The sequence below is a fragment of the Sphingobium sp. UBA5915 genome (assembly GCF_002431195.1).
GTDB lineage: Bacteria > Pseudomonadota > Alphaproteobacteria > Sphingomonadales > Sphingomonadaceae > Sphingobium > Sphingobium soli.
In genome coordinates, this window is record NZ_DJDV01000092.1 from 17,699 (window position 1) to 39,334 (window position 21,636).

A 21,636-nucleotide genomic window follows, 5' to 3' on the forward strand; every position below is an offset into this window, starting at 1 on the left:
TGAGCCATGACCATGTTGACCAGCCTCAAGGCTCTGCTGTTTCCCACGGTCGCGCCTGGCGGAGCGCAAGCCATCGCCCTGCCGGCCGAACGCAGCGCGGATTTTGCGCAATTTCTGGGCGCAGCGCAGGCGGATAAGCCGGCCAGCCCTCCGGCGGTGGATGATGTCGCAGCCTTTGCCGCCCGGACGTCGGCCACCCTCGTCGGACAAGAATATTCGCATGGTGGCGATAAGGCGATGCTGCCGGCGGGCCCCGCCATGCCTGCTCCCTTGGTAGAAGGCGACGCCGGGGCGCAACCGGCGCTCGAGCCGATGCCGGGGCAGGGGGCAGTGCCCGCACCAATCGAGGCGGCGCCGACAGCCGGCCCGGCAACGGCTCAGCCCTCGCGCGTCCCGGATGCGGACGGCGCTGATCCAGAGCTGCTGAAACGGCCTCATGCGTCCACCGACGTGCCGGAAGGATCGCCTGCGGTTGTGCGGCTCCCCATGGCAGGTCAAGGCGATTCGCCAGCCGTCGCGCTGGGCCGACCGAGTCCGTCCCTCGCCGGGCCGGGGGAGGACGTGGCTGACCCGTTGCAGCCCGTCGCGCATCGGGATGGGCCATCGCCTTCTCCAGCGATCGCGGCACCGACCGACATGGGACCGTTGGAGCCGCCGATTGCGAACCTGACTCATGAGGGCCAGGCCATGGCGGTCGCGTCCGCCGCGCCCGAAGCTGCCATGCTGGCCCCGATGGACGACAGCGTCGCGAAGCCCGTCGTGTCGAACGAAGCGGAGCGTGCGGAGACGCCGGTGGTTCCTGCGGAAGGCGGCGAAGACGAACAAGCGGTGCAACCGGACGCTCCGAAAGCGAAGACGCGCGCGGATCGGGCCGAAGACGCCCCGATTTCGGTTTCCGCCTTGGCGATGCCGATTCCCGTGCCGGTATCTCCGGCCCCCGTCGCTGACAGCGCGCCTTCGCCTGTTGCCGCTGCGCCGGTCGCGCCTGCCACCAGCCGGTCGCAGCCCGCCATGCCATCGCATCCGTCCCCGCCGCAGCCAGATGCCGCGCCCATCGACCCGGCCGTGCCGATGGCCGATCATCCCGTGGCGTCCGATCATGCGCCTGTCGCGTCGTCAACGGTGCCGGTCGAAAACAGGGCTGTCCCAGCGCCACCAACGGCAACCCCTTCGGCTGAACCGCAGGCGGCCGAGATCAGCGCTCCTGTCGATGCGGGCGCACGCAGCGTCGCCCCTGCCGACGCGACATACCCGCCATCGCCGGTCCCGCAACCGGCCAAGGCCACCCATGCGGTCCAGCCAATACCGTTGGCCGGCGTAGCGCCTCAGGTTCGGCCTTCTGTGTCCGCAGGTGCCGAAGCCCTTGTCACAGACCCGAAGCTGCCGGTCGATCAGCCACACGCCGCCGTCGCGCAAACACCGAACAGGAGCGAGCCGGTGACGGCCGCTCCCACCACGCGCGCGCCGGTCGGGCACGCCACGGCCGCGTCAGCTTTTGATCCGGCCATGGCCGCGGCGCCGATGCCTGTCGCGCGCGAGGGTGCGGACGAGCCCGCGATTCCGGACGCGTCCGCTGCGCCCTCCGTCGGTTCCGCCATGCCACGGCCCGCCATGATGGCCGCTTCGGCCGATGGGCCGGCCGCGCTATCCGTCGCGACAAGGACGCCGCCCTCAGACATCCCGCCAGTCGAGGCCCCGCCCGCGCCGGCCCTTCATGCGGCTGGATCCGGGGCTGCTGTAGCTCGGAGTGCCGCACCATCCGTGTCGGCCCCTGCAACGCCGGCCGAGGCATCCACCCTATCCGCAGCGCGGGAGCCGCCTCCGGTCGTCGCGCCGCGCGAGATCGTTAGTCCACCCTTGCCGGCGGAACCGGCAACTCCAGCTAGTGCCGAGCGCGGTGCCGTCGTGACGGGTTTCCCGACGACCCCGGCCATGGCGGCGCAGACAGCGGCCGATCAGCCCGCCGCCGCCCAGGATGATGCGGTCGTAACGCCGCCGGACATGGTGTCCGACGTCGCGCGGCCCATGGTCCAGCGGGTTCGGGCGGAGGCCGTTTCCTTGCTCCAGCTGGTGCGCGACCAGATGATCGGCCGCGCCCCCCAGGTTGCCGAGCCACGGGGCGACAGCGCGGCCGCGCCGATGACCGATGCCCCATCCGCCACGCCAGCGGCAGCGCCTGTGCCGGCGAGCGCCGCGACCGCACCGCTTCTGACTCCCGCGCCGCAAGCGACGGCTCAGATCGCACCGCTTGCCACGCCCGTCAGCGACCTGTCCGCCAGCCTTGGCGCGCAGATGGTCGATATGGGCGTTTCGGGCCAGTGGATCGACGGGCTGGCGCGCGACATTGCCGGCCTGTCGGCCAATGGCGCGCAGGGCCGGTTCCAGATCAACGCCGACCGGCTTGGCCCCGTCCAGGTCGATATTCGCCAGGGCGCGGATGGTGCTGCGGTCAGCCTTACCGTCGCCAGCGAGGCGGCCGAACTGGCGCTCCGTCAGGATATCGACCAGTTGAAGCGGGACCCCGCCTTTTCCGCCGCACGCATTCAGGACGTGCGGGTGGAGCGGTCCGCGCATATTACCGAACCGGCTCGTGCCGATAACGCCGCGAACCAGAATGGTTCGCAATCCGATCCACAGCAGCAGCCGTCCGCCGGCCATTGGCAGGCCCAGGGGCAGGGATCGGGCCAATCGCAGATGCAGGGCCGCCAGGGCCGCGAAAATATCGCGCAGATGCATAAAAATGGCAGCGAGCCGGTCGTTATGGACTCTGAGGAGGCGGGCAACAGCGCCCGCGACACAGTGCGCGCGCGCTATGCGTGATCCGCGCCCATCCCAGGGGACCTAGAGCATGAGCGACGAACCGAAGGCCAAGAAGAAAAAGGGCGGGGGCATGAAGATGATCCTGCTGCTGGTCGTCGGCGTCATCGTCGGCGGCGCGGGCGCGGCGGGTGGCCTTTATGCCGCCGGCTTCTTCGGCGCGAAGGAGGAAGGCCCCAAGGAGGACCCCAACAAGCCCGTACTCGTGCTGGCCGGCGAAAGCGCGGAAGACATTGCCAAGGCCCATGCCGCCCCGCATGGGGAAGCCGGCGCTCTCCACGCCATGCCGCATGGCAAGGGCATCGACCTGCCGACCCCGGCCAATCCGGCCGCCTATCAGGCGACCTATTTCCAGTTGCAGGCGCCCTTCACCTCCAACATGAGCGATACCGACGCCTTCGCCCAGATTTCGGTCGCGGTGTCGACCTATTATGACATGCGCGTCATCGATGCGATCAAGACGCATGAAATGGCGATCCGCAGCCAGGTGCTGATGATGCTTGCCCAGCAGCCGCAGGAGGTGCTGGACACCCCCAAGGGCAAGCAGATGCTGCAAGGCAAGATCAGGACGATCATCAACGATATTTTGAAGCAGAAAACCGGCTATGGCGGCGTTGATAACGTTTATTTTACCAATTTCGTTATTCAATAGGGGCGCCTGAAGAGGGTCGGGATGTCCCCTGACCTGATGCGGGCAGGGGACCAAGATGACGACCGACGTTCAATCCTTCGCCTTCGGGCGCGGGGAATTGCAGGCGCCCGTGATGCTGTCCGGGCTGGACCGGCTGGGCGACAAGCTCGGCCGGCGCATTCGCGCGCTGATCGAACCGATTGCGGGCGTGCGCCCCAATGTGCAGGCGCAAGACGCCCGCGTATTGGACTTCGCCGCCTGGAGCGCGCAAGTCCCCGCCTTTACCAGCATTTCGCTCTATCGCATCCTGCCACTCAAGGGGCAGATGCTGCTGCGGCTGGACGCAGGCATGATATCGACGCTGGTCGATTGCTTCTATGGCGGCATCGGCAACCGTCCGCTGCCCGTGCGCGGTGAATTCACGCCGACCGAAGACCGCCTGATCGCGCGGATTTCCGAAACATTGATGGTGCGGATGGTCGAAAGCTGGGCCGATGTCCTGCCGCTCGACGCGTCGCTGATCCTGCGCGAAACGGGTGTGGGCTATGCCGCCGCCGCCCAACCTGCCGACCAGATGGTGCTGCAACGCTTCGTCGTCACGCTGACGCGCGATCAGGAATGGCCGATCGACCTGCTGTTCCCCCTGTCCGCCCTGCGCGCGGTCGAGGCGCTGACCGGCGCCAAGGTTCCCGCCGATGATGACCAGGCCGATCCGGTGTGGCAGGGACGCATCGCGCGGCGCATGCGCGACATCCGCCTGCCGGCCCGCACGGTGCTGGCCCGCCCCAATCTCTCGCTCGCCGACCTGATGGAACTCAAGGTTGGTGATGTAATCCCCGTGACGATCGGCCGCGCGCTGCCGTTGATCGTTGGAAACCGCATCGTTGCCCATGGCACGATCGGTGAACAGGATGGCCGCGCCGCCTTCCAGATCGAAAAGCTTGCACAGGAAACCGACCAATGAGCGACATGAGCGAAGCCCCCCGGATGGAGCGGCCCGAAGACCCGGTCAGCAAGATGACCAATAACCGCCAGTTCAAGCTGCTGGCCGACATTCCGGTGCGCATGTCGGTGGAGGTCGGCTCCACGTCGCTGCGCCTGGCCGAAGTCATGGACCTGGCCGAAGGCTCCATCGTGGAACTGGATCGCCAGGCCGACGACCTGCTCGACATCATGGTCAACGGCGCGCTGATCGCCAAGGGCGAGGTGGTGACGGTGAACGGGCGCTATGGCATCCGCATCGTCGATATTGCGGCGACCGAAAACCGGCTTGCCGGGATCGAACGGCGCGGCTGATCGCACGCTGGCCAATTTGCCCTTGCCTTTGCCCGCGAAACTGCGGATCGCACTGGCGGGGTTAACCATGATAGCGGGCGGCTCGATATGGTCTGGTATTTCGTCAAGTTGCTGATCCTGCTGCCGCTGGTGGGCGGCATGGCGTTCGGCGCATTGTGGCTGTGGCGCAAATATCAGCCCGGCATGATCGGCGCGGGGCAGGGCGATCGCTCGCTCAAGCTGCTCGAAGCGCTGCCGATGGGCACGTTCGGCAAGCTCGCCGTGGTGGAATTTGAGGGCAAGAAGATCCTCGTCGCGGTGACGCGCGGCCGCATCGAAAAGATCGCGGAAGGCGATCATGCCCGTTTGCGCTGACCAGCCCTTACCCGTCATCCCCGCGAAAGCAGGGACCCATCTTCCGATGGTGGCGGCCGGATATAATGGCCCAAAATGGATTCCCGCTTTCGCGGGAATGACGGTCTTTGTGTTTCTGGCCTTGTTCCTCTTCGCCGTCCCCGCCTTCGCCCAAGCCGCGCCCGCTGCGCCGCCGGTCGACAATGGCGGCGCGCTGACCCGTGCGCTGGGGCAGGTGTCGGGCGATGGCCGGTCGCTCTCGCTATCCCTGCAAATCCTGATCCTCATGAGCCTGCTGACGGTGCTGCCGTCGCTCGTGCTCATGATGACCAGCTTCACCCGCATCATCATCGTCCTCTCGCTGCTGCGCCAGGCGCTGGGCTTGCAGCAGACGCCGCCCAATCAGGTGCTGGTGGGGCTGGCGCTGTTCCTGTCGCTGTTCGTTATGCGGCCCGCGATCGACACCATTAACGCGCAGGCCTTCGATCCCTATGGCAAGGGGCAGATCAGCATCGAGGAAGCGGTTGGCCGATCGGCCAAGGTGCTGCACGGCTTCATGAGCAAGCAGACGCGCGAAAGCGACCTCAAACTCTTCGCCAATCTGGCGCAGGCCCCCGCCTTCCGCACGCCCGCCGACATTCCCTTCTCGATCCTGCTGCCAGCCTTCGTTACCAGCGAATTGAAGACCGCGTTTCAGATCGGTTTCATGATCTTCCTGCCCTTCCTCATCATCGACCTGGTGGTGGCATCGACACTGATGGCGCTGGGCATGATGATGCTGTCGCCCACCATCATTTCCATGCCCTTCAAGCTGTTGCTCTTCGTGCTGGTCGATGGCTGGGCGCTGACGATGGGGTCGCTGGCGGGATCGTTCGCGACATGAGCGCAACGCACCGAATGGTTGAAGAGCGATAGGGGATGGAAAACGCCGATTTCTTCTTGGGCCTTGCGCAGCAGGCGCTGTGGATCACGGCGCTTGCCGCTGCGCCCATTCTCATTCCGGCACTGATATCAGGCCTCATCATCGGGATGATCCAGGCGGCGACCTCCATCAACGAGCAGACGCTCAGCTTCATTCCCAAGCTGATCGTCGTCGGCGCGATGCTGGTGTTGTTTGGCGGGTCGATCATGGTGCTGGTCGCCGACTTCACGCGCGAAATTTTCGAACGCATCCCGGACCTGCTGCAATGAGGGGGGCGCGATGATCGCGCCGGGCTTCGCGGGCGTCGAAACCCAGCTATGGGTCTGGCTGATCGCGATGATCCGGCCGGGCGCCGCCTTCATCGCCGCGCCCGTGTTCGGCGCGCCCGCCGTCCCGCTTCAGCTGCGCCTGATCCTGGCGCTCGCGCTGGGCCTGGCCGCGCTCAACAGCGTCACAATCCAGCTTCCGCCCGATGGTGTCGCCAGCTTCCAGGGTGTGTTGATGGTCGCGGGCGAGGTGCTGGCCGGCCTCGCCATGGGGTTCGCGGTCCAGATCGGCTATGCCGCCGCTTTCGTCGCGGGGGAAACGATCGGCAACGCCATGGGCCTCAACTTCGCCGCCATGGTCGATCCGTCATCGGGGCAGGGGACGCAGGTGCTGGGCCAGTTCCTCTCGATCCTCGCCACCTTCCTGCTGCTGGGCATGGACGGCCATCTGCTGCTCGCCAGCTTCGTCGTGCAAAGCTATGTCGCCATTCCGCCCAGCAGCGGCATATTGGCCAATGACACCATCTGGCGGCTCATCGAATTTGGCGGGTCGCTGCTGGGCATGGGGGTGACCGTCGCGCTGCCTGTCGGTTTTGCGCTGGTGCTGGTGCAGATCGTCATGGGCATGCTGTCGCGCGCGGCGCCTTCGCTCAACCTGTTCGCGGTCGGCATGCCGATGGCGATGATGGCGGGCCTGATCCTGCTCGCCATCGCCGCGCCGATCATGGCCGAAGGCATGACCGCCGCCTTGAAGGCAGGGCTGACGGAAGCCGGCCACATCGCGGAGGGCCGCTGACATGGCCGGCGGCAGCGAGGGCGGCGAAAAGACCGAAAAGCCGACACCCAAGAAATTGCAGGACGCCGCCAAGAAGGGCGACATCCTCCAGTCGCGCGAACTGGGCACGGCGCTGGTCGTCATGGCCGGTATCGGTTGTCTGGCGGTCATTGGCCCGTCGCTGATCGACGCGCTGCGCGACATGCTGGTGGAGGCGCTGCGCATCCGGCGCGAGGATATTGTCGACTTTTCCCCGGCCAAGCGTGGACTCGACCTGCTCGCCAGTATCGCGCTGCCGGTGGCGGGTGTCATGCTCGCCACCTTCCTGGCCGCCATCGCCGCGCCCGCGCTGCTCGGATCGCTGGGCTTTCGCCCCGGCGCCTTCGCGCCCAAGCCCGAAAAGCTCAATCCTCTGTCCGGCCTCAAGCGCATTTTCGGGATGCAGGGGCTGATCGAATTGCTGAAATCGATCGCCAAGGTCGGCCTGCTCGGCAGCATCGGCGTCTGGCTGATCTGGGACCGGCTGGCCGAGATTACGGGCCTGGGCAAGGCGGGCATCGCGCCGGCCATCGCCGACGTTGGCAACATCTTCATCTTCACCTGCCTGGTCATGGCGGGCGGCCTGTTCCTGATCGCGGGCATCGACGTGCCGGCCCAGATCATGCAGCGCGCCAAGCGGCTGGGCATGAGCAAGCAGGAAGTGAAGGACGAGCATAAGGAAAGCGAAGGCTCGCCCGAGCTCAAAGGGCATATCCGCCGCCGCCAGTTCGAAGTGCTGAGCGGCTCCACCCGCAAGGCCGTCGCTGAAGCGAGCGTCATCATCACCAACCCCACCCATTTCGCGGTCGCGCTGCGCTACAAGCCGGGGCAGGACGCCGCGCCCGTGGTCGTCGCCAAAGGGTGCGACGCCATCGCCGCCTCGATCCGCGACCTTGCCGACACGCATGGCGTCACTGTGCTGCAATATCCCGAACTGGCGCGCGCCATCTATTTCACCAGCCGCGCGGGGCAGATCGTGAATGAGGGGCTGTATATGGCGGTGGCGACCGTCCTCGCCTTCGTCTTTCGCGTGGAAAACAAGATGGCGGGCGAAATGGACCGCCCCTTCATCACCGTGCCCGACGACCTGCGCTTCGACGCGGACGGGCGCAAGCTCTGACACGCGCTGCAAATGTCGCCTTCGCAGTCCTTTTTATCGAGCGACGAATTTTTTCGCTGAACGCCCTAAAGCATCAGGACCCCGGTCCGTTCTCTGTTCACGGGGACCCGTAAGGATGGTGCGTCATGGACGATTTTGTATCGCGAACTGAATTGTCGCCGGTCGATCGCGCGGTCGTCCGCGCATCTTCGCCCGTGCCCGCCATCCAGTCAGTGTCCGCTCGCCGGACCAACGACGCGATGGCGCAGGAAAAGCGAAGCGCCCTGCCGCAGCCCGATGTGGCCGGGAGCAGCCAGGAGGAACTGGCCAGCCTTGCCGAATATGTCGAGGTCCATGCGCGCATCGCCGAAATCCTGGCCGACCTCGACGCCGGGTCGACCGACCTTGCGCGTGCGCAGGATGCGGTGCAGGCGATGATCCCCAAGCCCATGGTGCTAGTGCCCCTGCCGCCCGCCAGCAAGGAGGCGGTGGAACATGCCGCCGATGTCGCCAGGCGCATCGTCGCGCGCGCCGCCCATGCCCATGCCGGCCAGGCGCATCTGCAGCGCGCAACGGTCGAGCAGGTCGCGGTTTCCGCAGGATAAGCGGCCGGTCGCGGGCCGGGTCATGCCTGCTGCAAATCTTTCCTAAAGGTCTTCCCGCTACCGCCGTTCTACCCTCTTGAAAGGACGGCCCAATGACTTCGGTAGGCAGCAGCATCTTGACAGCGCTCGGCGCGGGATCGGGGATCGACACCTCCTCGCTCGTGTCCAGTCTGGTCAGCGCGACGCGCGACCCGAAGGAATCGGCGATCACCAGCCGTCAGTCGCTTAACAGTTCACGGATTTCCGCGCTGGCGTCGGCAGTGAGCTCGCTCGACACCTTCGCCGACGCGCTCACCGAAGTCCTCTCGGGCGCGGCCTATACCGGCACCGCCGCCTCCAACGACAGCAGCATCGCATCGGTCACTCTGCTGAGCGGCGGAAGTCCGGCGGGTCTTCCCGCGCAGCTCATCGTCGACCAGTTGGCGACCGCGCGCGTCCTGTCTTCCGCCGCGACCGCCGGCGCGACGGGCAGCAGCGCGGTCGGAACCGGTAGCTTCACCATCACCAACGCGGCGGGCGAAGCGACGACCATCGCCATCGATTCCAGCAACAACAGCTTTGCCGGCCTCGCCTCTGCGATCAACGCTGCGGGAACCGGCGTAACCGCGCGCGTCGTGACCGATACCAACGGCACGCGGCTGGTGTTCAAGGGGGAAACCGGCGCGGCCAATGATTTTTCCGTCAGCACCAGCGCCGATGATAGCGGCAGCGTGCTCGCGGGCCTGGGCTGGAGCGGCACGGACAGCGCCACCATGTCCAGCACGTCGGCGCCGCAGAACGCCAAGATCACGTTGGACGGTGTCGCCTATGAATATGCCAGCAACACCGTCGACGGTGCGATCGACTATCTGCGGATCGACCTTAACAAGGCGTCGCCCGGCACCACCGTCACCCTGTCGATGACGCAGCCGACGGCCGGCCTGTCCGATCTGCTCAAGGAATTTGTCAGCGCCTATAATACGCTGATGACCGCGCTCAACACCGCGACCGCGACGGGCGCGGATTCGTCGAGCGCAGGGGTCTTGAACGGCGTGTCGGGCGTGCGCGACATGAAGCGCCAGCTTGCCGCCATCACCTCGACCCCGCTCGGCAGCACCGGCACTTACAAGACGCTGGCGGATATCGGCGTCGCCACCAATCGCGACGGCACGCTCAGCCTCGACACCGACATGCTCGCAAAAGCCATGGAAGCGGATCCCGAAGGCGTGACCAACATGGTCAACCCCAAGGTGTCGACCGCCGCCAATCCGGGGCTCGCCAGCCTGATGGACAGCGTGCGCGACTCCATCGAGAAAGATGACGGCCCGCTCAAGCTGGCGCAGGAGCGCTATGGGGCGCTGGCTGAGGACTTTACCGAGCAGCTGAGCAAGCTTGATGATCAGATGACCAATTATCAGGAGCATCTGACCAAGGTTTACGCGGCGATGGAAACACGCCTCAGCGCGCTTAAGGCGACGCAAAGCTACCTCGAACAGCAGATCAAGGTCTGGAACAACAGCGACAACTAATTCGGGACGGAAGACGACGATGTTCTACAATCAGGGCTATGCAGGCAATTCGGCGGCGCGGCGTTATGCGGCGGTGCATTCGGGCAGCCGCACTGAAGGGGCAACCCCGCACGGGCTGGTCAAGATCCTGTTCGACGAACTGCTGCTGGCGCTCGACGCCGCGGCGCTTGCCGAACGCAATGGCGACCGGATGAAGGTGTCTGACAAGCAGGCCCGCGCCATGTCGATCCTGTTCGCGCTGGAATCCAGCCTGGATTTCGACAAGGGCGGCGACGTCGCCACGGGTCTGGCGCAAATCTATCGTGAGGCGCGCCGTCTGCTATTGGTCGGGGCCAAGGAGCGTTCCGCCGCGCCGGTTGATGAAGCGCGCGCGATCGTTGCGGAAATCGCCGAGGCCTGGAACCAGATCGGCTAAGGCCAGCGCCAAGGCCAAGGCGGGTCAGGGCCAGCGTCGCGCCACTGGCCATGGAGGCGGGGTTGCACCCCTTCATTGGCGTCTGTATAGGCGTTGCTCGCACGAGGGCGGTCCGGCGGGGCCGCCTTTTTGCGTTTCGCGCAACCCCGCGCATCTGACGATTTAGACATCAGTCCAGAAAGGTAAGGCCCATGTCGATTAAGCCGCTCATGCCCGTTTACCCCCGGTGCGATGTGCGTCCGGTGCGAGGCGAGGGCTGCTATCTGATCGGCGAGCGCGGCGAGCGCTATCTTGATTTCGCCAGCGGCATCGCCGTCAATCTTCTGGGTCATGGCCATCCCCGGCTGGTCAAGACGATCGCCGATCAGGCCGCGACCCTGATGCACACATCCAACCTCTATGGCATGCCGCTGGGGGAGGAGTTCGCGCAGAAACTGGTCGATAACACATTCGCCGATACCGTCTTCTTCACCAATTCGGGTGCGGAAGCGGTCGAATGCGCCATCAAGACTGCGCGCCGCTATCATTTTGCCAATGGCGAGGCGCACCGGCACAAGATCATCAGTTTCGACAACGCCTTTCACGGGCGGACGCTGGGCACGATTTCGGCCACCAGCCAGCCCAAGATGCGCGACGGCTTCGAACCCCTGCTGCCCGGTTTCCAGGTCGTGCCCTTCAACGACCTTGAGGCCGCGACCGCCGTGGTGGATGACAATACCGCCGGCTTCCTGCTGGAGCCGGTGCAGGGCGAAGGCGGCGTGACCCCCGCGACGCAGGACTTCCTCAAGGGCTTGCGCCAGCTGTGCGACGAACGGGGGCTGCTGCTCATCCTCGACGAAGTTCAGTGCGGCTATGCCCGTACCGGCACCTTCTTCGCGCATGAGCAATATGGCGTCGCGCCCGACATCATGGCCGTGGCGAAGGGCATTGGCGGCGGCTTTCCGCTCGGCGCGTGCATGGCGACCGAAGAAGCAGCCAAGGGCATGGTGTTCGGCACCCACGGGTCTACCTATGGCGGCAATCCGCTCGCCATGGCGGTGGGCCTTACCGTGCTCGACGAAGTGCTGGCCGACGGTTTCCTCGACCATGTGAAGACCATGGGCGCGCGCCTGCGCGCGGCGCTGGAGCAGCTCATCCCCAATCATGATGATATGTTTGCGGATGTGCGCGGCATGGGCCTGATGCTGGGCGTCAGGATGAAGGACGCCTATGATGCGCGTGCCTTTGTCGGGCATCTGCGCGATCATCACGGGCTGCTCGCCGTGTCGGCGGGTCAGAATGTGCTGCGCATCCTGCCGCCCCTCGTGATCGAGGAAAGCCACATCGCCGAAGCCATCGAGAAGATTTCCGCCGGCGCGCGGAGCTTCAAGGAGGCGAAGGCGGCCTGACATAATTTCTCCAACCCCGTTCGGTTCGAGCGTGTCGAGAGCTGTTCTCGATACGCCTTCTCGACAAGTTCGAAGGCTACTCGAACCGAACGGGAGGGGAGTAGAGGGGAAACCCATGACCAAGCATTTTCTCAATCTTTCCGACGCAGGCGGTGACGCGATCGCCGCGATGATCGCCGACGCCATCGACCGCAAAGCCGCGCGGGCGGGCAAGCCCAAGGGTGCGGCGGATGCCGATGCGCCGCTCGCCGGCCATACGCTGGCGATGATCTTTGAAAAAAACAGCACCCGCACCCGCGTCAGCTTTGACATGGCGATCCGCCAATTGGGCGGCACCTCACTGATCCTGGACGGCGCGACCAGCCAGCTGGGCCGCGGCGAAAGCATTGCGGATACAGCCCGCGTGCTGTCCCGCATGGTCGACGCCATCATGATCCGCACCGACGACCATGCCAAGGTCGAGGAAATGGCGCATTATGCCACGGTCCCGGTCATCAACGGCCTCACCGACCTGTCGCACCCCTGCCAGATCGTCGCGGACCTGCTGACCGTAGTGGAACATGGCCTGGCGCTTCCTGGCAGCCAATGGGCGTGGCTGGGCGATGGCAACAATGTGTTGCATTCCATTGTCGAGGCGGCCGGGCTGCTGAAATTCGATGTGCGCATGGGGATTCCCCATGGCTATGACCCCGATCCCGGCTTTGCCGAAGCGGCGCGGGCGGCGGGATCGGCCATCATGCTGACGCGGGACGCGGCCGAGGCCGTGGCCGGCGCGGACATCATCGTCACCGATACCTGGATTTCCATGGGTCAGGCGCATGCCGACGAAAAGCTGGCGGCGATGATGCCGTTTCAGGTCACGCCCGATCTGATGCGCCAGGCTAAGGCCGATGTGAAATTCCTCCACTGCCTGCCTGCCCACCGGGGCGAGGAAGTGGTGGAGGCGGTGATCGACGGGCCGCAATCACTGATCTGGGACGAGGCGGAAAACCGCATCCATGGCCAGAAATCGGTGCTGCTCTGGGCGCTGGGTCGGCTTGGTTGAGATTTCGGGCAGGCTTCCTATCTAGGCAGCCTGCCCGCATCGCTGGATGCTGAAATCTTTGGCCGGCGTATCTCCGCCGGCTGCCGGAGTATCATGTTGACGCCTGCCGCCACTCTCGACCAAGCCATTGGTTTCACCATCACGCAGCGCCATGCGCGCGGCCGCCTGGTGCGCCTGGGTCCCGTGCTGGACGCGGTGCTCGCCGCCCATGCCTATCCGCCCGCGATCGAGCGCACGCTGGCCTCCGCGCTTGTGCTGGCCGCCTTGCTCGGCAGCACGCTCAAGGAGGAAGGGGGCCAGTTGACGCTCCAGGCGCAGACCGACAATGGGGTCATCAGCCTGCTGGTGGCCGATTACAAGAATGGCGACCTGCGCGGTTATGCCAAGTTCGATGCGGAACGGCTGGCCGAACTGGGGCCGGACCCGTCGCTGTTCGGACTGTTTGGCAAGGGTTTCCTTGCCATCACCTTCGACCTTGCCGAAACCGGCGAGCGCTATCAGGGCATCGTGCCGCTGGAGGGCGAATCGCTGGCCGATGCGGCGGAGCATTATTTCTTCCAGTCCGAACAGATACCCAGCCTGATCCGCATCGCGACCCGCCATGATACGGGTGAGGGCTGCGTTGCCGCCGGTCTGTTGCTCCAGCATCTGCCAGAGGGCGAGGTCGGGCGCGAAAGGCTGCATGTGCGCCATGATCATCCCGAATGGGAGCATGTGCAGGTGCTGGCCGACACGCTGCGGCCCGATGAACTGACTGACCCGGCCTTGCCGCTGACCGATATCCTGTGGCGCCTGTTCCATGAGGAAGAGGAAGTGCGCGTGAGCGAAGGCGCGCCGCTCGCCAAGGGGTGCCGGTGCGATCTTGCGCATATCCGCGACGTGATCGGCCGCTTCCCCGCAGACGAACGCGCGGAAATGGCGGGCGATGATGGTGTGATCGGCGTCGATTGCGCCTTTTGCTCGCGCATCTTCCCCCTGGCGCTCGACAGCTTCAACACGGATTCGCCGGCATCGGCCTCTGCCGCGAATTGAGGCCGGCCGTTCCGTTTGCGCTATGAAATTGCCGCAATTGTCCGGCAATGGTTCAGCATCATCTTTTTGCGACGAATGAAAAGGCGGATCGACCATGGCAGCAGCGCGCATATTGGGCGTCGCGATCGCGCTGATCGGCGTGGCAAGTGCGGCGCACGGCGTGGAGAAAAGCGGGCGGGACGCACCGTCGGCCCAGGCTTTGCGCGCGCTCGATACCGGCCAGTGGGAAGTGCGCGAACGCGGCGAGGACGCCCATACGCGCCGCATCTGCGTCAGCGACCTGCGCCAATTGCTCCAGTTGCAGCATGGCCCGCGCCTCTGTCCGGCGTTCACGGTCGATGACGGCGCGAAGGCCGTGTCGATCACCTATGATTGCGCTGCGGCGGGCAATGGCCGCACCGACCTGCGCGTCGAAACCGATCGCCTGGTGCAGATCCGGTCGCAGGGGGTCGCCGATGGCGCGCCCTTCGCCTTCGACGCCGAAGCGCGTCGCCTTGGCCCCTGCAAGCGTTGACCCGCGCATCGGCTCGGCAGGCGCGACCGCTTGCGCTGGTGCGTCGGGAGGCGTAGCGGGGCGCGATGGTTGCCAGACAAGAAAAATTTGCCGTCGTCCTGCTGTCGGGCGGTCTCGATTCGATGGTGGCGGGTGCGCTGGCGCGCGAGGCGGGTTATCGCGTCTTCGCGCTGTCGATCGACTATAACCAGCGCCATCGCGTCGAATTGCGCGCCGCCGCGCGCGTGGCGCAGGCGCTCAACGCGATCCGTCACATCGTCCTGCCGCTCGACCTCACCGCCTTTGGCGGATCGGCGCTGACGGCCGACATAGCCGTGCCCAAGAATGGGGTGGGCAGCGACATCCCCGTCACCTATGTGCCAGCGCGCAACACCATCTTCCTGTCGCTGACACTGGGGCTGGCGGAGGTCGCGGGGGCGAGCGACATCTTCATCGGCGTCAATGCGCTCGATTATTCGGGCTATCCCGACTGTCGGCCCGAATTTATCGACGCTTTCCAGAAGATGGCGACGCTCGCCACCAAGGCGGGGGTGGAGGGGCATCCGATCCGCATCAACACCCCGCTGCAATATATGACCAAGGCGGACATCGCGCGCGAGGCCGATCGACTGGGCCTGGACGCCGGCATCAGCTGGTCCTGCTACGATCCCACGCCCGATGGCAAGCATTGCGGCCTGTGCGACAGCTGCCGGTTGCGCTCCAAGGGCTATCAGGAAGCGGGCCTGCCCGATCCCACCATCTATGCCGTGCAGCCGCCCAAGGCCTAAACGATGAGCTATGCGGTCAAGGAGATGTTCCTGACGCTCCAGGGCGAAGGGGTGCAGGCGGGGCGGCGTGCGGTGTTCCTGCGCTTTGCCGGCTGCAATTTGTGGAGCGGGCGCGAGCAGGATCGCGCCAGCGCCATATGCCGTTTTTGCGATACGGACTTCGTCGGCACCGATGGCCTTGGCGGCGGCAAGTTCGCCGATGCCGAGGCTCTGGCCGACGCCGCGCTCGGCTTCTGGGGGGAAGGGGCGGAAGGCCGCTATATCGTGCTGACCGGCGGGGAGCCGATGTTGCAGGTGGACGACGCCCTGGTCGATGCGCTGCATGATCGGGGCTTCACCATCGCGATCGAAAGCAACGGCACCTTGGCCGCCCATCCCGGCATCGATTGGATCTGCGTCAGTCCCAAAGCCGGCAGCGACGTGGTGCAGCGATCTGGGCATGAACTAAAGCTCGTCTGGCCGCAGCCGGGCGGTGGCCATAGCCTGGCGGACGTCGATGCGATGGCCCGATGGGCGTTCGCTCATCATCTGATCCAGCCCCTCGACGACGCCCACGCCCCCGACAACGCCCGCGCCGCCATCGCCCTGGTCATGGACCGCCCGCAATGGCGGTTGACGGTACAGGCGCATAAATATCTGGGGCTGCGATAGGGCGGTCTTGGTCGTAGACCACTGCGATCCGCCATCGCCTTATAGGTTGAGACCACCTTTCAGCTCTGCGCCTGGGGGGCGGCTGCGAGATGGGTTCCCGCTTTCGCGGGAATGACGGACTGGGTGTTAAGCGGAATGTTGGCAATGCGGTGAACGAGCGCGGTTAGCGGAAATCAGACGAATCCGCTTCTGCTAGGCGCAAACGGTCAGCGCGTAACATCGGCCTGCCTGTAGCGCCGTTTGAAACAACTTCGCCTGACAGCTGCACGACGACCTGAATGTTGCCGAACCCATCCTGACGCGCTGATTGTAAGATGCGATCATAGACATGATCGACACCGTAATTGCCCGTTGCGAACCCGACACCGGGGCAGTCTCGGCCGGAAACCGATGCTCCGCATTCGATACAGCCGTCTTTGGCAGCGTGCGCGAAGAGAACGGCGGTGCCCTCAACCTCGTCGCCAACAGATACGGCCCAGCACCTATTGGCAGACAGTTCGACCGGCTTGGAAGCGCAGGACGCCAACGCGATAAGGCATAGCAGTGAGAGATTGTAGGACCGCATTCGGGGATCGTCACATAACAGCCGCATGCGCGCAACTGGTCGCAATACGATCTCTTTCCTCACGGGCAGGACAATAGCCCGCCGCATGCTCAGCCAATCCCATCTAACCGTTTCGACACGTCGTCATGCCGGGCTTGGCCCGGCATCCCGCTTTCTTGGACGGACGAAGCGGGACCCCGGCTTAAGGCCGGGATGACAATGACAAGATGTGGTTCAAATCTCAGCAAGCCCCCCTCGCCTGCTCTTACGGCTTCATCCCGACCTTCTCATTATAGGCCTGATGGCAGACCGGCTCCAGCACACCCTTTTTCCAGCATTTGGGGTCGAAAGAGGGCAGGGCCACGGCATAATCGTCGCCGGGCATGCCATAATATTGTTCGCCCGCCTGAATGAGCGACTTCTTGATCGAGGCGAGGCCTGTGCGTGCCACGTCGGCGAGCGCGCCGCGATCGGCGAAGATTGCCTGGCGGCCGACGACGCCGGCTTCCTGGCAAAAGCCCTTTTGCGCCTGCACCGTGGAATAGCCCGAATAGATGCGGGTATTATACATGTCAGCCGCCGACTGGCCGGCGCGGCCCTTGCCGGCGGTGCGCTGGAAATAGGCGAGCAGCGTCGCCTGCGCCGCGTCCAGTTCCGCGTCATGATGGGCGATCATGGCGTTGTAATTGTCGACCGTCAGCAGCGTGGGTTCGAACTGGCATTGCAGCGCCGCGACGTTGAGCGCGGCGCGCAGGTTCCACGCCAGCCCGGCCTTGATCTCGTCGGCCGTGGCGCCCGGCAAGCCAAGCGCGATGGCGGCATTGCTGTCGGTGAAGGCCGGCGCGCTCATGTCGGGCGGCGACCAGTAGAATTGGGCGGCGGCCGGCTGTGCCGCCAGCGGCATCAGGGCGATCGACAGGCTGCACAGGCTGGTGCGCAGGGCGGAACGGAAGCTCATCGTCTTGTCTCTCCAGAAGGATGCGGCACGGCGCATCCTGAAACTCATAACCATTCGCGCATATAGCTCGGATCGGCGCGTGGATTACTGGTCCGCAACCACTTCGGCATCTTCAGCAGGCGCGGAGGCCGGCGTGTTGCTCGCGGAAGCGCTCTGATTGGCCGCGCCAACATTGCCGGGGGCGGCGATGGCGGTGCCTTCGCTCTGCACGCCGTCCAGATCGGTCATCGCGTCTGTCGCGGTGCCGTCCACAACTTCCATATCCTTCATCTGCACATTGCTGCCGCCCTTGTCTCCGCTGCCGCAGGCGGTCAGCGACAGCAGAGCGGCGGTGCAGACGATCCATGCATTCACGCGCATCCGGGTCTCCTTGAACATCGCGTCGATACCCGGCATCCCCCGCCGGTGAAAGCAAAGGACCCTAGCGGGCGGCCTCGCATTGCTCAAGCCCTGAGCCGCAGCGCGACAAGCGGCTGAGAAAGGCCGGGAAATGGCTCTTGAGCGCACCATCGAGCGCAGCCATGGACGCGTTGCCACCCAGCGCGGCGACGCTGGTCACGGGATAATCGCTGATGCCGCAGGGCACGATGCCGGCAAAATGCGACAGATCGGGATCGACGTTGATGGAAAAGCCATGCAGCGTCACCCAGCGCCGGACCCGGATGCCGAGCGCGCCGATCTTTGCTTCCCGTCCGTCGCGGTCGTCGGTCCAGATGCCGATGCGTCCCTCCGCCCGTCGCGCCGCAATGCCAAGCTCGCCGAGCGCCGCGATCATCCAGCCTTCGAGATGATGGACGAAATTGCGCACATCCTTGCCCCGCGCGCTCAGGTCGATGTTGAGATAACCGATCCGCTGCCCGGGCCCATGATAGGTGTAGCGCCCGCCGCGGCCGGCATCGTGCACGGGAAAACGCGGGTCGATCAGTTCGGCCGGGTCGGCGCTGGTTCCGGCCGTATAGAGCGGCGGATGCTCCAGCAGCCAGACCCGCTCGCCCGCATCCCCGGCATGGATCGCGGCAGCGCGCGCTTCCATGTCGGCCAGCGCCTCTGAATAATCGACCGGCGCTGCATCGACGCGCCATTCGATGTGGTCGGGAAAGGGGAGGGAGTGATCCATGGCGTTTCCTTGACTTGGGCCGGGCGAGCGATCAAGTCTCCCACCCGCATTTCCCCCTTTTGAGGCAGGCAGATTAGATATGGCGACTATCTCCATCGGCAAGGCGTGGGAGGAAGCCGTCGCCTTCATCCGCCGCGAAGCGACATTGTTGTTTCCCGTCGCCCTGCTGTTCGTGGCGCTGCCTGGCCTGATCGTTCAGGAAATGACCCCGCCGCAATTGCAGGAATGGTTCGCGCAGCCCAAGGCGGACGCCATTCCGGTGATGCCGCCCGGCTTTGCCCTGTCGATGCTGCTGGGCATTGTCATCATCTGGTTCGGATCGCTTGCCCTTTTCGCGCTGGCGCTTCGCCCCGGCATCAGCGTGGGCGAAGCGTTGAGGCTCAGCTTTTCGCGCCTGCCGGTGCTGCTGGGCACTGCGGTGCTGGTGGTCGTTGCCATTGTCGCTTTCATTGTCGTGATCGCGCTGGTCAGTGTGATTTTCGCCATGGCCTCGCAACAGGCGGCGCATGCGATGGGATTGTTGCTGGGGCTGGCGGCGGTGATCATCGTCTTCTTTGCCAGCATCCGGCTGGTGCTGCTGAATGCGGTCGTTATCGACACGCGCGGCGGCGTGGTCGAATCGCTGCGCCGCGCCTGGGCGCTGACGCGCGGCCATTTCTGGCGGCTGTTCGGCTTCCTGGTGATCGTGATGCTGCTCTCGACGCTGGTGGGGACGGCGGCGCAGGTGATCTTCGGCTTGCTTGGCAGCCTGCTGGCCGGGCCGGAGGTGGCGCGGCTGGCGGGCGGCATTGCTGCGGCGGCGGTGTCGGCCGTGGTGCAGGTCTATCTGCTGGTAATGCTGGCGCGCATCTATCGTCAGGCGTCGGCGGCCTGATCCAGCAACGGCACATGCGGGGCGGCGTCGCGTGGCAAAATGCCCGCCAGGCGCGGGTCGGCGAACGTCTCGATCTCGCGCGCGAAGGGGGTAAAGCCTGAGCGCATGTAGAAGCCTAGCGCTCCCGGACTGTCGAGCGTGCAGCTGTGGACCCAGAAACGTTCGACCCCCTTGCGCCAGGCGAGCGACGTCGCATGCGCGATCAGCCAGCGACCCAGTCCCTTGCCGGTCCGTTCGGGGACGAGACCAAGGAAGCTCAGCTCGCAATCGGGCATCGACCGGAAATCGAGTTCCAGCAGGCCGATCTCCGTCCCTAGCGGGTCCGTCACCGCATAGATTTCGACCGCGGGGTCGTGGAGGATTGCCAGCAATTGCGCGTCCGCCATCACCAGCCGGGAAAACCAGAGCCATGGCGCGCCGACGCGGCGAAACAGGGTGCGATAGGCCTGCGCATCCGGCGTCTTCCAGCGGACGAGCCGCAGCGGCGCGGGCGGGATAGGCGCTGGCCGGGGCCGCGCGCGCATCTCCATATGGGTGACGATCGTCGCCACCATGCCCGGTTCGACCCGCATCAGCGGCATGCAGTTCAGCTCCAACTTGCCATCGGCGGCAGGCTCATCAGGATCGCGTCGATATTGCCGCCGGTCTTGAGCCCGAACAAGGTTCCCCGGTCGTGGACCAGGTTGAATTCGGCATAGCGGCCGCGCCATTCCAGCATGGTTCGATAGTCCGCATCGCTCCATGGCTCCCCCATCCGCCGCCGCACGATCGGCGGGAAGGCGGCCAGGAAGGCGTCGCCGACCGCGCGGGTGAAGGCGAAATTCGCGTCGAACGCTGCGTCGTCAACGCATTCGAGATGATCGTAGAAAATACCGCCCACGCCGCGATGCACGCCCCGGTGGGGGATGAAGAAATAGTCGTCCGCCCATGCCTTGAACCGGGGATAATGATCAGGATCATGCGCGTCGCACGCGTCTTTCAGCACGGCGTGGAAATGGGCCGTATCCTCTTCGCGCGGCAGCGGCGGGTTGAGGTCCGCGCCGCCGCCGAACCAGCTTTTCGTGGTGACAAGGTAGCGCGTGTTCATGTGCACGGCCGGGACATGCGGGTTGGCCATATGCGCCACCAGGCTGATGCCGGTGGCGAAAAAGGCGGGGTTTTCGTCCGCGCCATGGATGGTCTGGGCAAAGCCGGGGGCGAATTCACCGCCCACGGTGGATATGTTGACGCCCACCTTTTCGAATACCTTTCCCTTCATCACCCCGCGCACGCCGCCCCCGCCATCGCCCGCCGCCTGGCCTTCAGCCTCGCGGTCCCAAGGCGTGAAGGCAAAGGCGGCGTCGCTGTCGGCTTCGCGCTCGATCGATTCAAATTCGGCGCAGATCCGGTCCCGCAGCGATTCGAACCAGCCGCGCGCCGCCTGCTGGCGATCGTCGAGCGCGAAGGGGACGATGGGCACGGGATTGGTCATGCGGGAAACCCTTCGGTCTGGCGTAATGCTTCGGCAACCGCGATGCCGGTCGATACGGCGATGTTCAAGGACCGGAAGCCCGGCGCCATGGGGATGCGCACGCGAATATCGGCCAGATCGCGCACATCGTCGGGGACGCCCGCGCTTTCCGATCCCATCAGCAGCACGTCATCGGATTTGAACCGCACGTCCGGCAAACGCTGTGAGGCATGGGCGCTCATCAGCAGCAGCCGTCGCCCCTCCGCGCGGCGAACGGCGTCGAACGTCTCGAAATTCGCGTGGCGCGTGACGTCAGCCGCCGCGCCATAGTCCATCGCGGCCCGTTTCAGGCGCGCGTCGGAAAAGGCGAATCCGGTCGGCATAATGATGTCCACAGGCACGGCGAGACAGGCGGCAAGGCGCAGGATCGCGCCGACATTGCCTGCAATCTCGGGTTGGTAAAGGGCGATACGCATGGCCAGCGGCATAGAGCAGCGCAAGCTTTTGTAACAGACTAAGTAAGATAGCGGTTGGCAAAGCGCGCGCTTCCCGGTTATCAGGCCCGCGAACCACACCGGGGGGAAGGTGGG

25 protein-coding genes are annotated in these 21,636 nt (G+C 65.3%); 19 read left to right on the forward strand and 6 right to left on the reverse strand.

The genetic code is table 11. The annotated features are described in order from the left end of the window. Positions 1–6: 6 nt before the first annotated feature. The 18 genes from B2V90_RS16270 (at position 7) to queE (ending at position 16,103) form a co-directional block, all read left to right on the forward strand. The gene (locus tag B2V90_RS16270; RefSeq protein ID WP_228221753.1) at positions 7–2,820 is read left to right on the forward strand and encodes a hypothetical protein; all 2,814 of its coding nucleotides are present in this window, start codon (positions 7–9) and stop codon (positions 2,818–2,820) included. Between the two features lie 28 nt (positions 2,821–2,848). Further along, positions 2,849–3,469, forward strand: coding sequence for a flagellar basal body-associated FliL family protein (locus B2V90_RS16275; RefSeq protein WP_009820833.1), 621 nt, complete (start codon positions 2,849–2,851; stop codon positions 3,467–3,469). A 55-nt stretch (positions 3,470–3,524) separates the two neighbouring features. Further along, positions 3,525–4,412, forward strand: a complete 888-nt coding sequence (locus tag B2V90_RS16280) for a flagellar motor switch protein FliM (RefSeq protein WP_228221752.1) — start codon at positions 3,525–3,527, stop codon at positions 4,410–4,412. Continuing rightward, positions 4,409–4,744, forward strand: coding sequence for a flagellar motor switch protein FliN (fliN, locus tag B2V90_RS16285; RefSeq protein WP_009820835.1), 336 nt, complete (start codon positions 4,409–4,411; stop codon positions 4,742–4,744). The genes B2V90_RS16280 and fliN overlap by 4 nt, the downstream gene beginning before the upstream one ends. 87 nt (positions 4,745–4,831) lie before the next feature. Next, complete coding sequence (locus B2V90_RS16290) at positions 4,832–5,098, forward strand: FliO/MopB family protein (RefSeq protein ID WP_009820836.1); 267 nt, start codon at positions 4,832–4,834, stop codon at positions 5,096–5,098. A gap of 97 nt (positions 5,099–5,195) precedes the next feature. Beyond that, positions 5,196–5,960 carry a flagellar type III secretion system pore protein FliP gene (fliP, locus tag B2V90_RS16295; RefSeq protein ID WP_228221751.1) on the forward strand — a complete coding sequence of 255 codons (765 nt, stop codon included), beginning with the start codon at positions 5,196–5,198 and terminating at the stop codon, positions 5,958–5,960. A gap of 35 nt (positions 5,961–5,995) precedes the next feature. After that, entirely contained in the window at positions 5,996–6,268 is a 273-nt protein-coding gene (fliQ, locus tag B2V90_RS16300; RefSeq protein WP_009820838.1) for a flagellar biosynthesis protein FliQ, read from the forward strand. 10 nt (positions 6,269–6,278) lie between these two features. Then, positions 6,279–7,061: a flagellar biosynthetic protein FliR gene (gene fliR, locus B2V90_RS16305; protein WP_228221750.1), complete on the forward strand. Its 783-nt coding sequence runs from the start codon at positions 6,279–6,281 to the stop codon at positions 7,059–7,061. A gap of 1 nt (position 7,062) precedes the next feature. Further along, positions 7,063–8,199, forward strand: a complete 1,137-nt coding sequence (gene flhB / locus B2V90_RS16310) for a flagellar type III secretion system protein FlhB (protein WP_228226963.1) — start codon at positions 7,063–7,065, stop codon at positions 8,197–8,199. 125 nt (positions 8,200–8,324) lie between these two features. Continuing rightward, positions 8,325–8,783 (forward strand): hypothetical protein, encoded by a 459-nt coding sequence (locus B2V90_RS16315; protein WP_009820841.1) that lies wholly within the window; start codon positions 8,325–8,327, stop codon positions 8,781–8,783. 92 nt (positions 8,784–8,875) lie between these two features. Next, positions 8,876–10,291, forward strand: a complete 1,416-nt coding sequence (fliD, locus tag B2V90_RS16320; RefSeq protein WP_228221748.1) for a flagellar filament capping protein FliD — start codon at positions 8,876–8,878, stop codon at positions 10,289–10,291. A 19-nt stretch (positions 10,292–10,310) separates the two neighbouring features. After that, positions 10,311–10,706, forward strand: a complete 396-nt coding sequence (gene fliS / locus B2V90_RS16325) for a flagellar export chaperone FliS (RefSeq protein ID WP_009820843.1) — start codon at positions 10,311–10,313, stop codon at positions 10,704–10,706. 191 nt (positions 10,707–10,897) lie between these two features. Continuing rightward, entirely contained in the window at positions 10,898–12,094 is a 1,197-nt protein-coding gene (locus B2V90_RS16330; protein WP_228221747.1) for an aspartate aminotransferase family protein, read from the forward strand. A 115-nt stretch (positions 12,095–12,209) separates the two neighbouring features. Further along, a complete protein-coding gene (argF, locus tag B2V90_RS16335; protein WP_228221746.1) occupies positions 12,210–13,139 on the forward strand; it encodes an ornithine carbamoyltransferase in 930 nt (309 codons plus the stop codon). Between the two features lie 93 nt (positions 13,140–13,232). Further along, the gene (locus B2V90_RS16340; protein WP_228221745.1) at positions 13,233–14,171 is read left to right on the forward strand and encodes an Hsp33 family molecular chaperone HslO; all 939 of its coding nucleotides are present in this window, start codon (positions 13,233–13,235) and stop codon (positions 14,169–14,171) included. A 94-nt stretch (positions 14,172–14,265) separates the two neighbouring features. After that, on the forward strand, positions 14,266–14,685 hold the full coding sequence (locus tag B2V90_RS16345) for a DUF3617 domain-containing protein (protein ID WP_228221744.1): 420 nt from the start codon (positions 14,266–14,268) through the stop codon (positions 14,683–14,685). A gap of 65 nt (positions 14,686–14,750) precedes the next feature. Continuing rightward, complete coding sequence (gene queC / locus B2V90_RS16350) at positions 14,751–15,452, forward strand: 7-cyano-7-deazaguanine synthase QueC (protein ID WP_228221743.1); 702 nt, start codon at positions 14,751–14,753, stop codon at positions 15,450–15,452. A 3-nt stretch (positions 15,453–15,455) separates the two neighbouring features. Beyond that, complete coding sequence (gene queE, locus B2V90_RS16355; protein WP_228221742.1) at positions 15,456–16,103, forward strand: 7-carboxy-7-deazaguanine synthase; 648 nt, start codon at positions 15,456–15,458, stop codon at positions 16,101–16,103. 809 nt (positions 16,104–16,912) lie between these two features. On the opposite strand, the gene B2V90_RS16360 is transcribed toward queE, so the two are convergent. From B2V90_RS16360 to lipB, 3 genes are all read right to left on the reverse strand, one after another. Then, complete coding sequence (locus B2V90_RS16360) at positions 16,913–17,605, reverse strand: hypothetical protein (protein WP_228221740.1); 693 nt, start codon at positions 17,603–17,605, stop codon at positions 16,913–16,915. Positions 17,606–17,689: 84 nt separating this feature from the next. Further along, entirely contained in the window at positions 17,690–17,965 is a 276-nt protein-coding gene (locus B2V90_RS16365; RefSeq protein WP_228221739.1) for a hypothetical protein, read from the reverse strand. Positions 17,966–18,026: 61 nt separating this feature from the next. Then, positions 18,027–18,722, reverse strand: a complete 696-nt coding sequence (gene lipB / locus B2V90_RS16370) for a lipoyl(octanoyl) transferase LipB (RefSeq protein WP_228221738.1) — start codon at positions 18,720–18,722, stop codon at positions 18,027–18,029. A 79-nt stretch (positions 18,723–18,801) separates the two neighbouring features. On the opposite strand from lipB, the gene B2V90_RS16375 reads away from it, so the two are divergent. Beyond that, entirely contained in the window at positions 18,802–19,596 is a 795-nt protein-coding gene (locus B2V90_RS16375) for a hypothetical protein (protein WP_228221737.1), read from the forward strand. On the opposite strand, the gene B2V90_RS16380 is transcribed toward B2V90_RS16375, so the two are convergent. From B2V90_RS16380 to B2V90_RS16390, 3 genes are read right to left on the reverse strand one after another with little or no spacing between them, the layout of a single operon-like run. Then, complete coding sequence (locus B2V90_RS16380) at positions 19,578–20,177, reverse strand: GNAT family N-acetyltransferase (RefSeq protein ID WP_228221736.1); 600 nt, start codon at positions 20,175–20,177, stop codon at positions 19,578–19,580. The genes B2V90_RS16375 and B2V90_RS16380 overlap by 19 nt on opposite strands. Positions 20,178–20,182: 5 nt before the next feature. Then, positions 20,183–21,067, reverse strand: a complete 885-nt coding sequence (gene hemF / locus B2V90_RS16385) for an oxygen-dependent coproporphyrinogen oxidase (protein WP_228221735.1) — start codon at positions 21,065–21,067, stop codon at positions 20,183–20,185. Continuing rightward, positions 21,064–21,534: a tRNA (cytidine(34)-2'-O)-methyltransferase gene (locus B2V90_RS16390; protein WP_228221734.1), complete on the reverse strand. Its 471-nt coding sequence runs from the start codon at positions 21,532–21,534 to the stop codon at positions 21,064–21,066. Before B2V90_RS16390 ends, hemF begins: the two co-directional genes overlap by 4 nt. Positions 21,535–21,636 lie beyond the last annotated feature (102 nt).

Bases quoted from the DNA above. Each gene is read 5' to 3' on its own strand.
- B2V90_RS16270 (WP_228221753.1), top strand. From the start codon at position 7: ATGACCATGTTGACCAGCCTCAAGGCTCTGCTGTTTCCCACGGTCGCG.
- B2V90_RS16275 (WP_009820833.1), top strand. From the start codon at position 2,849: ATGAGCGACGAACCGAAGGCCAAGAAGAAAAAGGGCGGGGGCATGAAG.
- B2V90_RS16280 (WP_228221752.1), top strand. From the start codon at position 3,525: ATGACGACCGACGTTCAATCCTTCGCCTTCGGGCGCGGGGAATTGCAG.
- fliN (WP_009820835.1), top strand. From the start codon at position 4,409: ATGAGCGACATGAGCGAAGCCCCCCGGATGGAGCGGCCCGAAGACCCG.
- B2V90_RS16290 (WP_009820836.1), top strand. From the start codon at position 4,832: ATGGTCTGGTATTTCGTCAAGTTGCTGATCCTGCTGCCGCTGGTGGGC.
- fliP (WP_228221751.1), top strand. From the start codon at position 5,196: ATGACGGTCTTTGTGTTTCTGGCCTTGTTCCTCTTCGCCGTCCCCGCC.
- fliQ (WP_009820838.1), top strand. From the start codon at position 5,996: ATGGAAAACGCCGATTTCTTCTTGGGCCTTGCGCAGCAGGCGCTGTGG.
- fliR (WP_228221750.1), top strand. From the start codon at position 6,279: ATGATCGCGCCGGGCTTCGCGGGCGTCGAAACCCAGCTATGGGTCTGG.
- flhB (WP_228226963.1), top strand. From the start codon at position 7,063: ATGGCCGGCGGCAGCGAGGGCGGCGAAAAGACCGAAAAGCCGACACCC.
- B2V90_RS16315 (WP_009820841.1), top strand. From the start codon at position 8,325: ATGGACGATTTTGTATCGCGAACTGAATTGTCGCCGGTCGATCGCGCG.
- fliD (WP_228221748.1), top strand. From the start codon at position 8,876: ATGACTTCGGTAGGCAGCAGCATCTTGACAGCGCTCGGCGCGGGATCG.
- fliS (WP_009820843.1), top strand. From the start codon at position 10,311: ATGTTCTACAATCAGGGCTATGCAGGCAATTCGGCGGCGCGGCGTTAT.
- B2V90_RS16330 (WP_228221747.1), top strand. From the start codon at position 10,898: ATGTCGATTAAGCCGCTCATGCCCGTTTACCCCCGGTGCGATGTGCGT.
- argF (WP_228221746.1), top strand. From the start codon at position 12,210: ATGACCAAGCATTTTCTCAATCTTTCCGACGCAGGCGGTGACGCGATC.
- B2V90_RS16340 (WP_228221745.1), top strand. From the start codon at position 13,233: ATGTTGACGCCTGCCGCCACTCTCGACCAAGCCATTGGTTTCACCATC.
- B2V90_RS16345 (WP_228221744.1), top strand. From the start codon at position 14,266: ATGGCAGCAGCGCGCATATTGGGCGTCGCGATCGCGCTGATCGGCGTG.
- queC (WP_228221743.1), top strand. From the start codon at position 14,751: ATGGTTGCCAGACAAGAAAAATTTGCCGTCGTCCTGCTGTCGGGCGGT.
- queE (WP_228221742.1), top strand. From the start codon at position 15,456: ATGAGCTATGCGGTCAAGGAGATGTTCCTGACGCTCCAGGGCGAAGGG.
- B2V90_RS16360 (WP_228221740.1), bottom strand. From the start codon at position 17,605: ATGAGCTTCCGTTCCGCCCTGCGCACCAGCCTGTGCAGCCTGTCGATC.
- B2V90_RS16365 (WP_228221739.1), bottom strand. From the start codon at position 17,965: ATGCGCGTGAATGCATGGATCGTCTGCACCGCCGCTCTGCTGTCGCTG.
- lipB (WP_228221738.1), bottom strand. From the start codon at position 18,722: ATGGATCACTCCCTCCCCTTTCCCGACCACATCGAATGGCGCGTCGAT.
- B2V90_RS16375 (WP_228221737.1), top strand. From the start codon at position 18,802: ATGGCGACTATCTCCATCGGCAAGGCGTGGGAGGAAGCCGTCGCCTTC.
- B2V90_RS16380 (WP_228221736.1), bottom strand. From the start codon at position 20,177: ATGCCGCTGATGCGGGTCGAACCGGGCATGGTGGCGACGATCGTCACC.
- hemF (WP_228221735.1), bottom strand. From the start codon at position 21,067: ATGACCAATCCCGTGCCCATCGTCCCCTTCGCGCTCGACGATCGCCAG.
- B2V90_RS16390 (WP_228221734.1), bottom strand. From the start codon at position 21,534: ATGCCGCTGGCCATGCGTATCGCCCTTTACCAACCCGAGATTGCAGGC.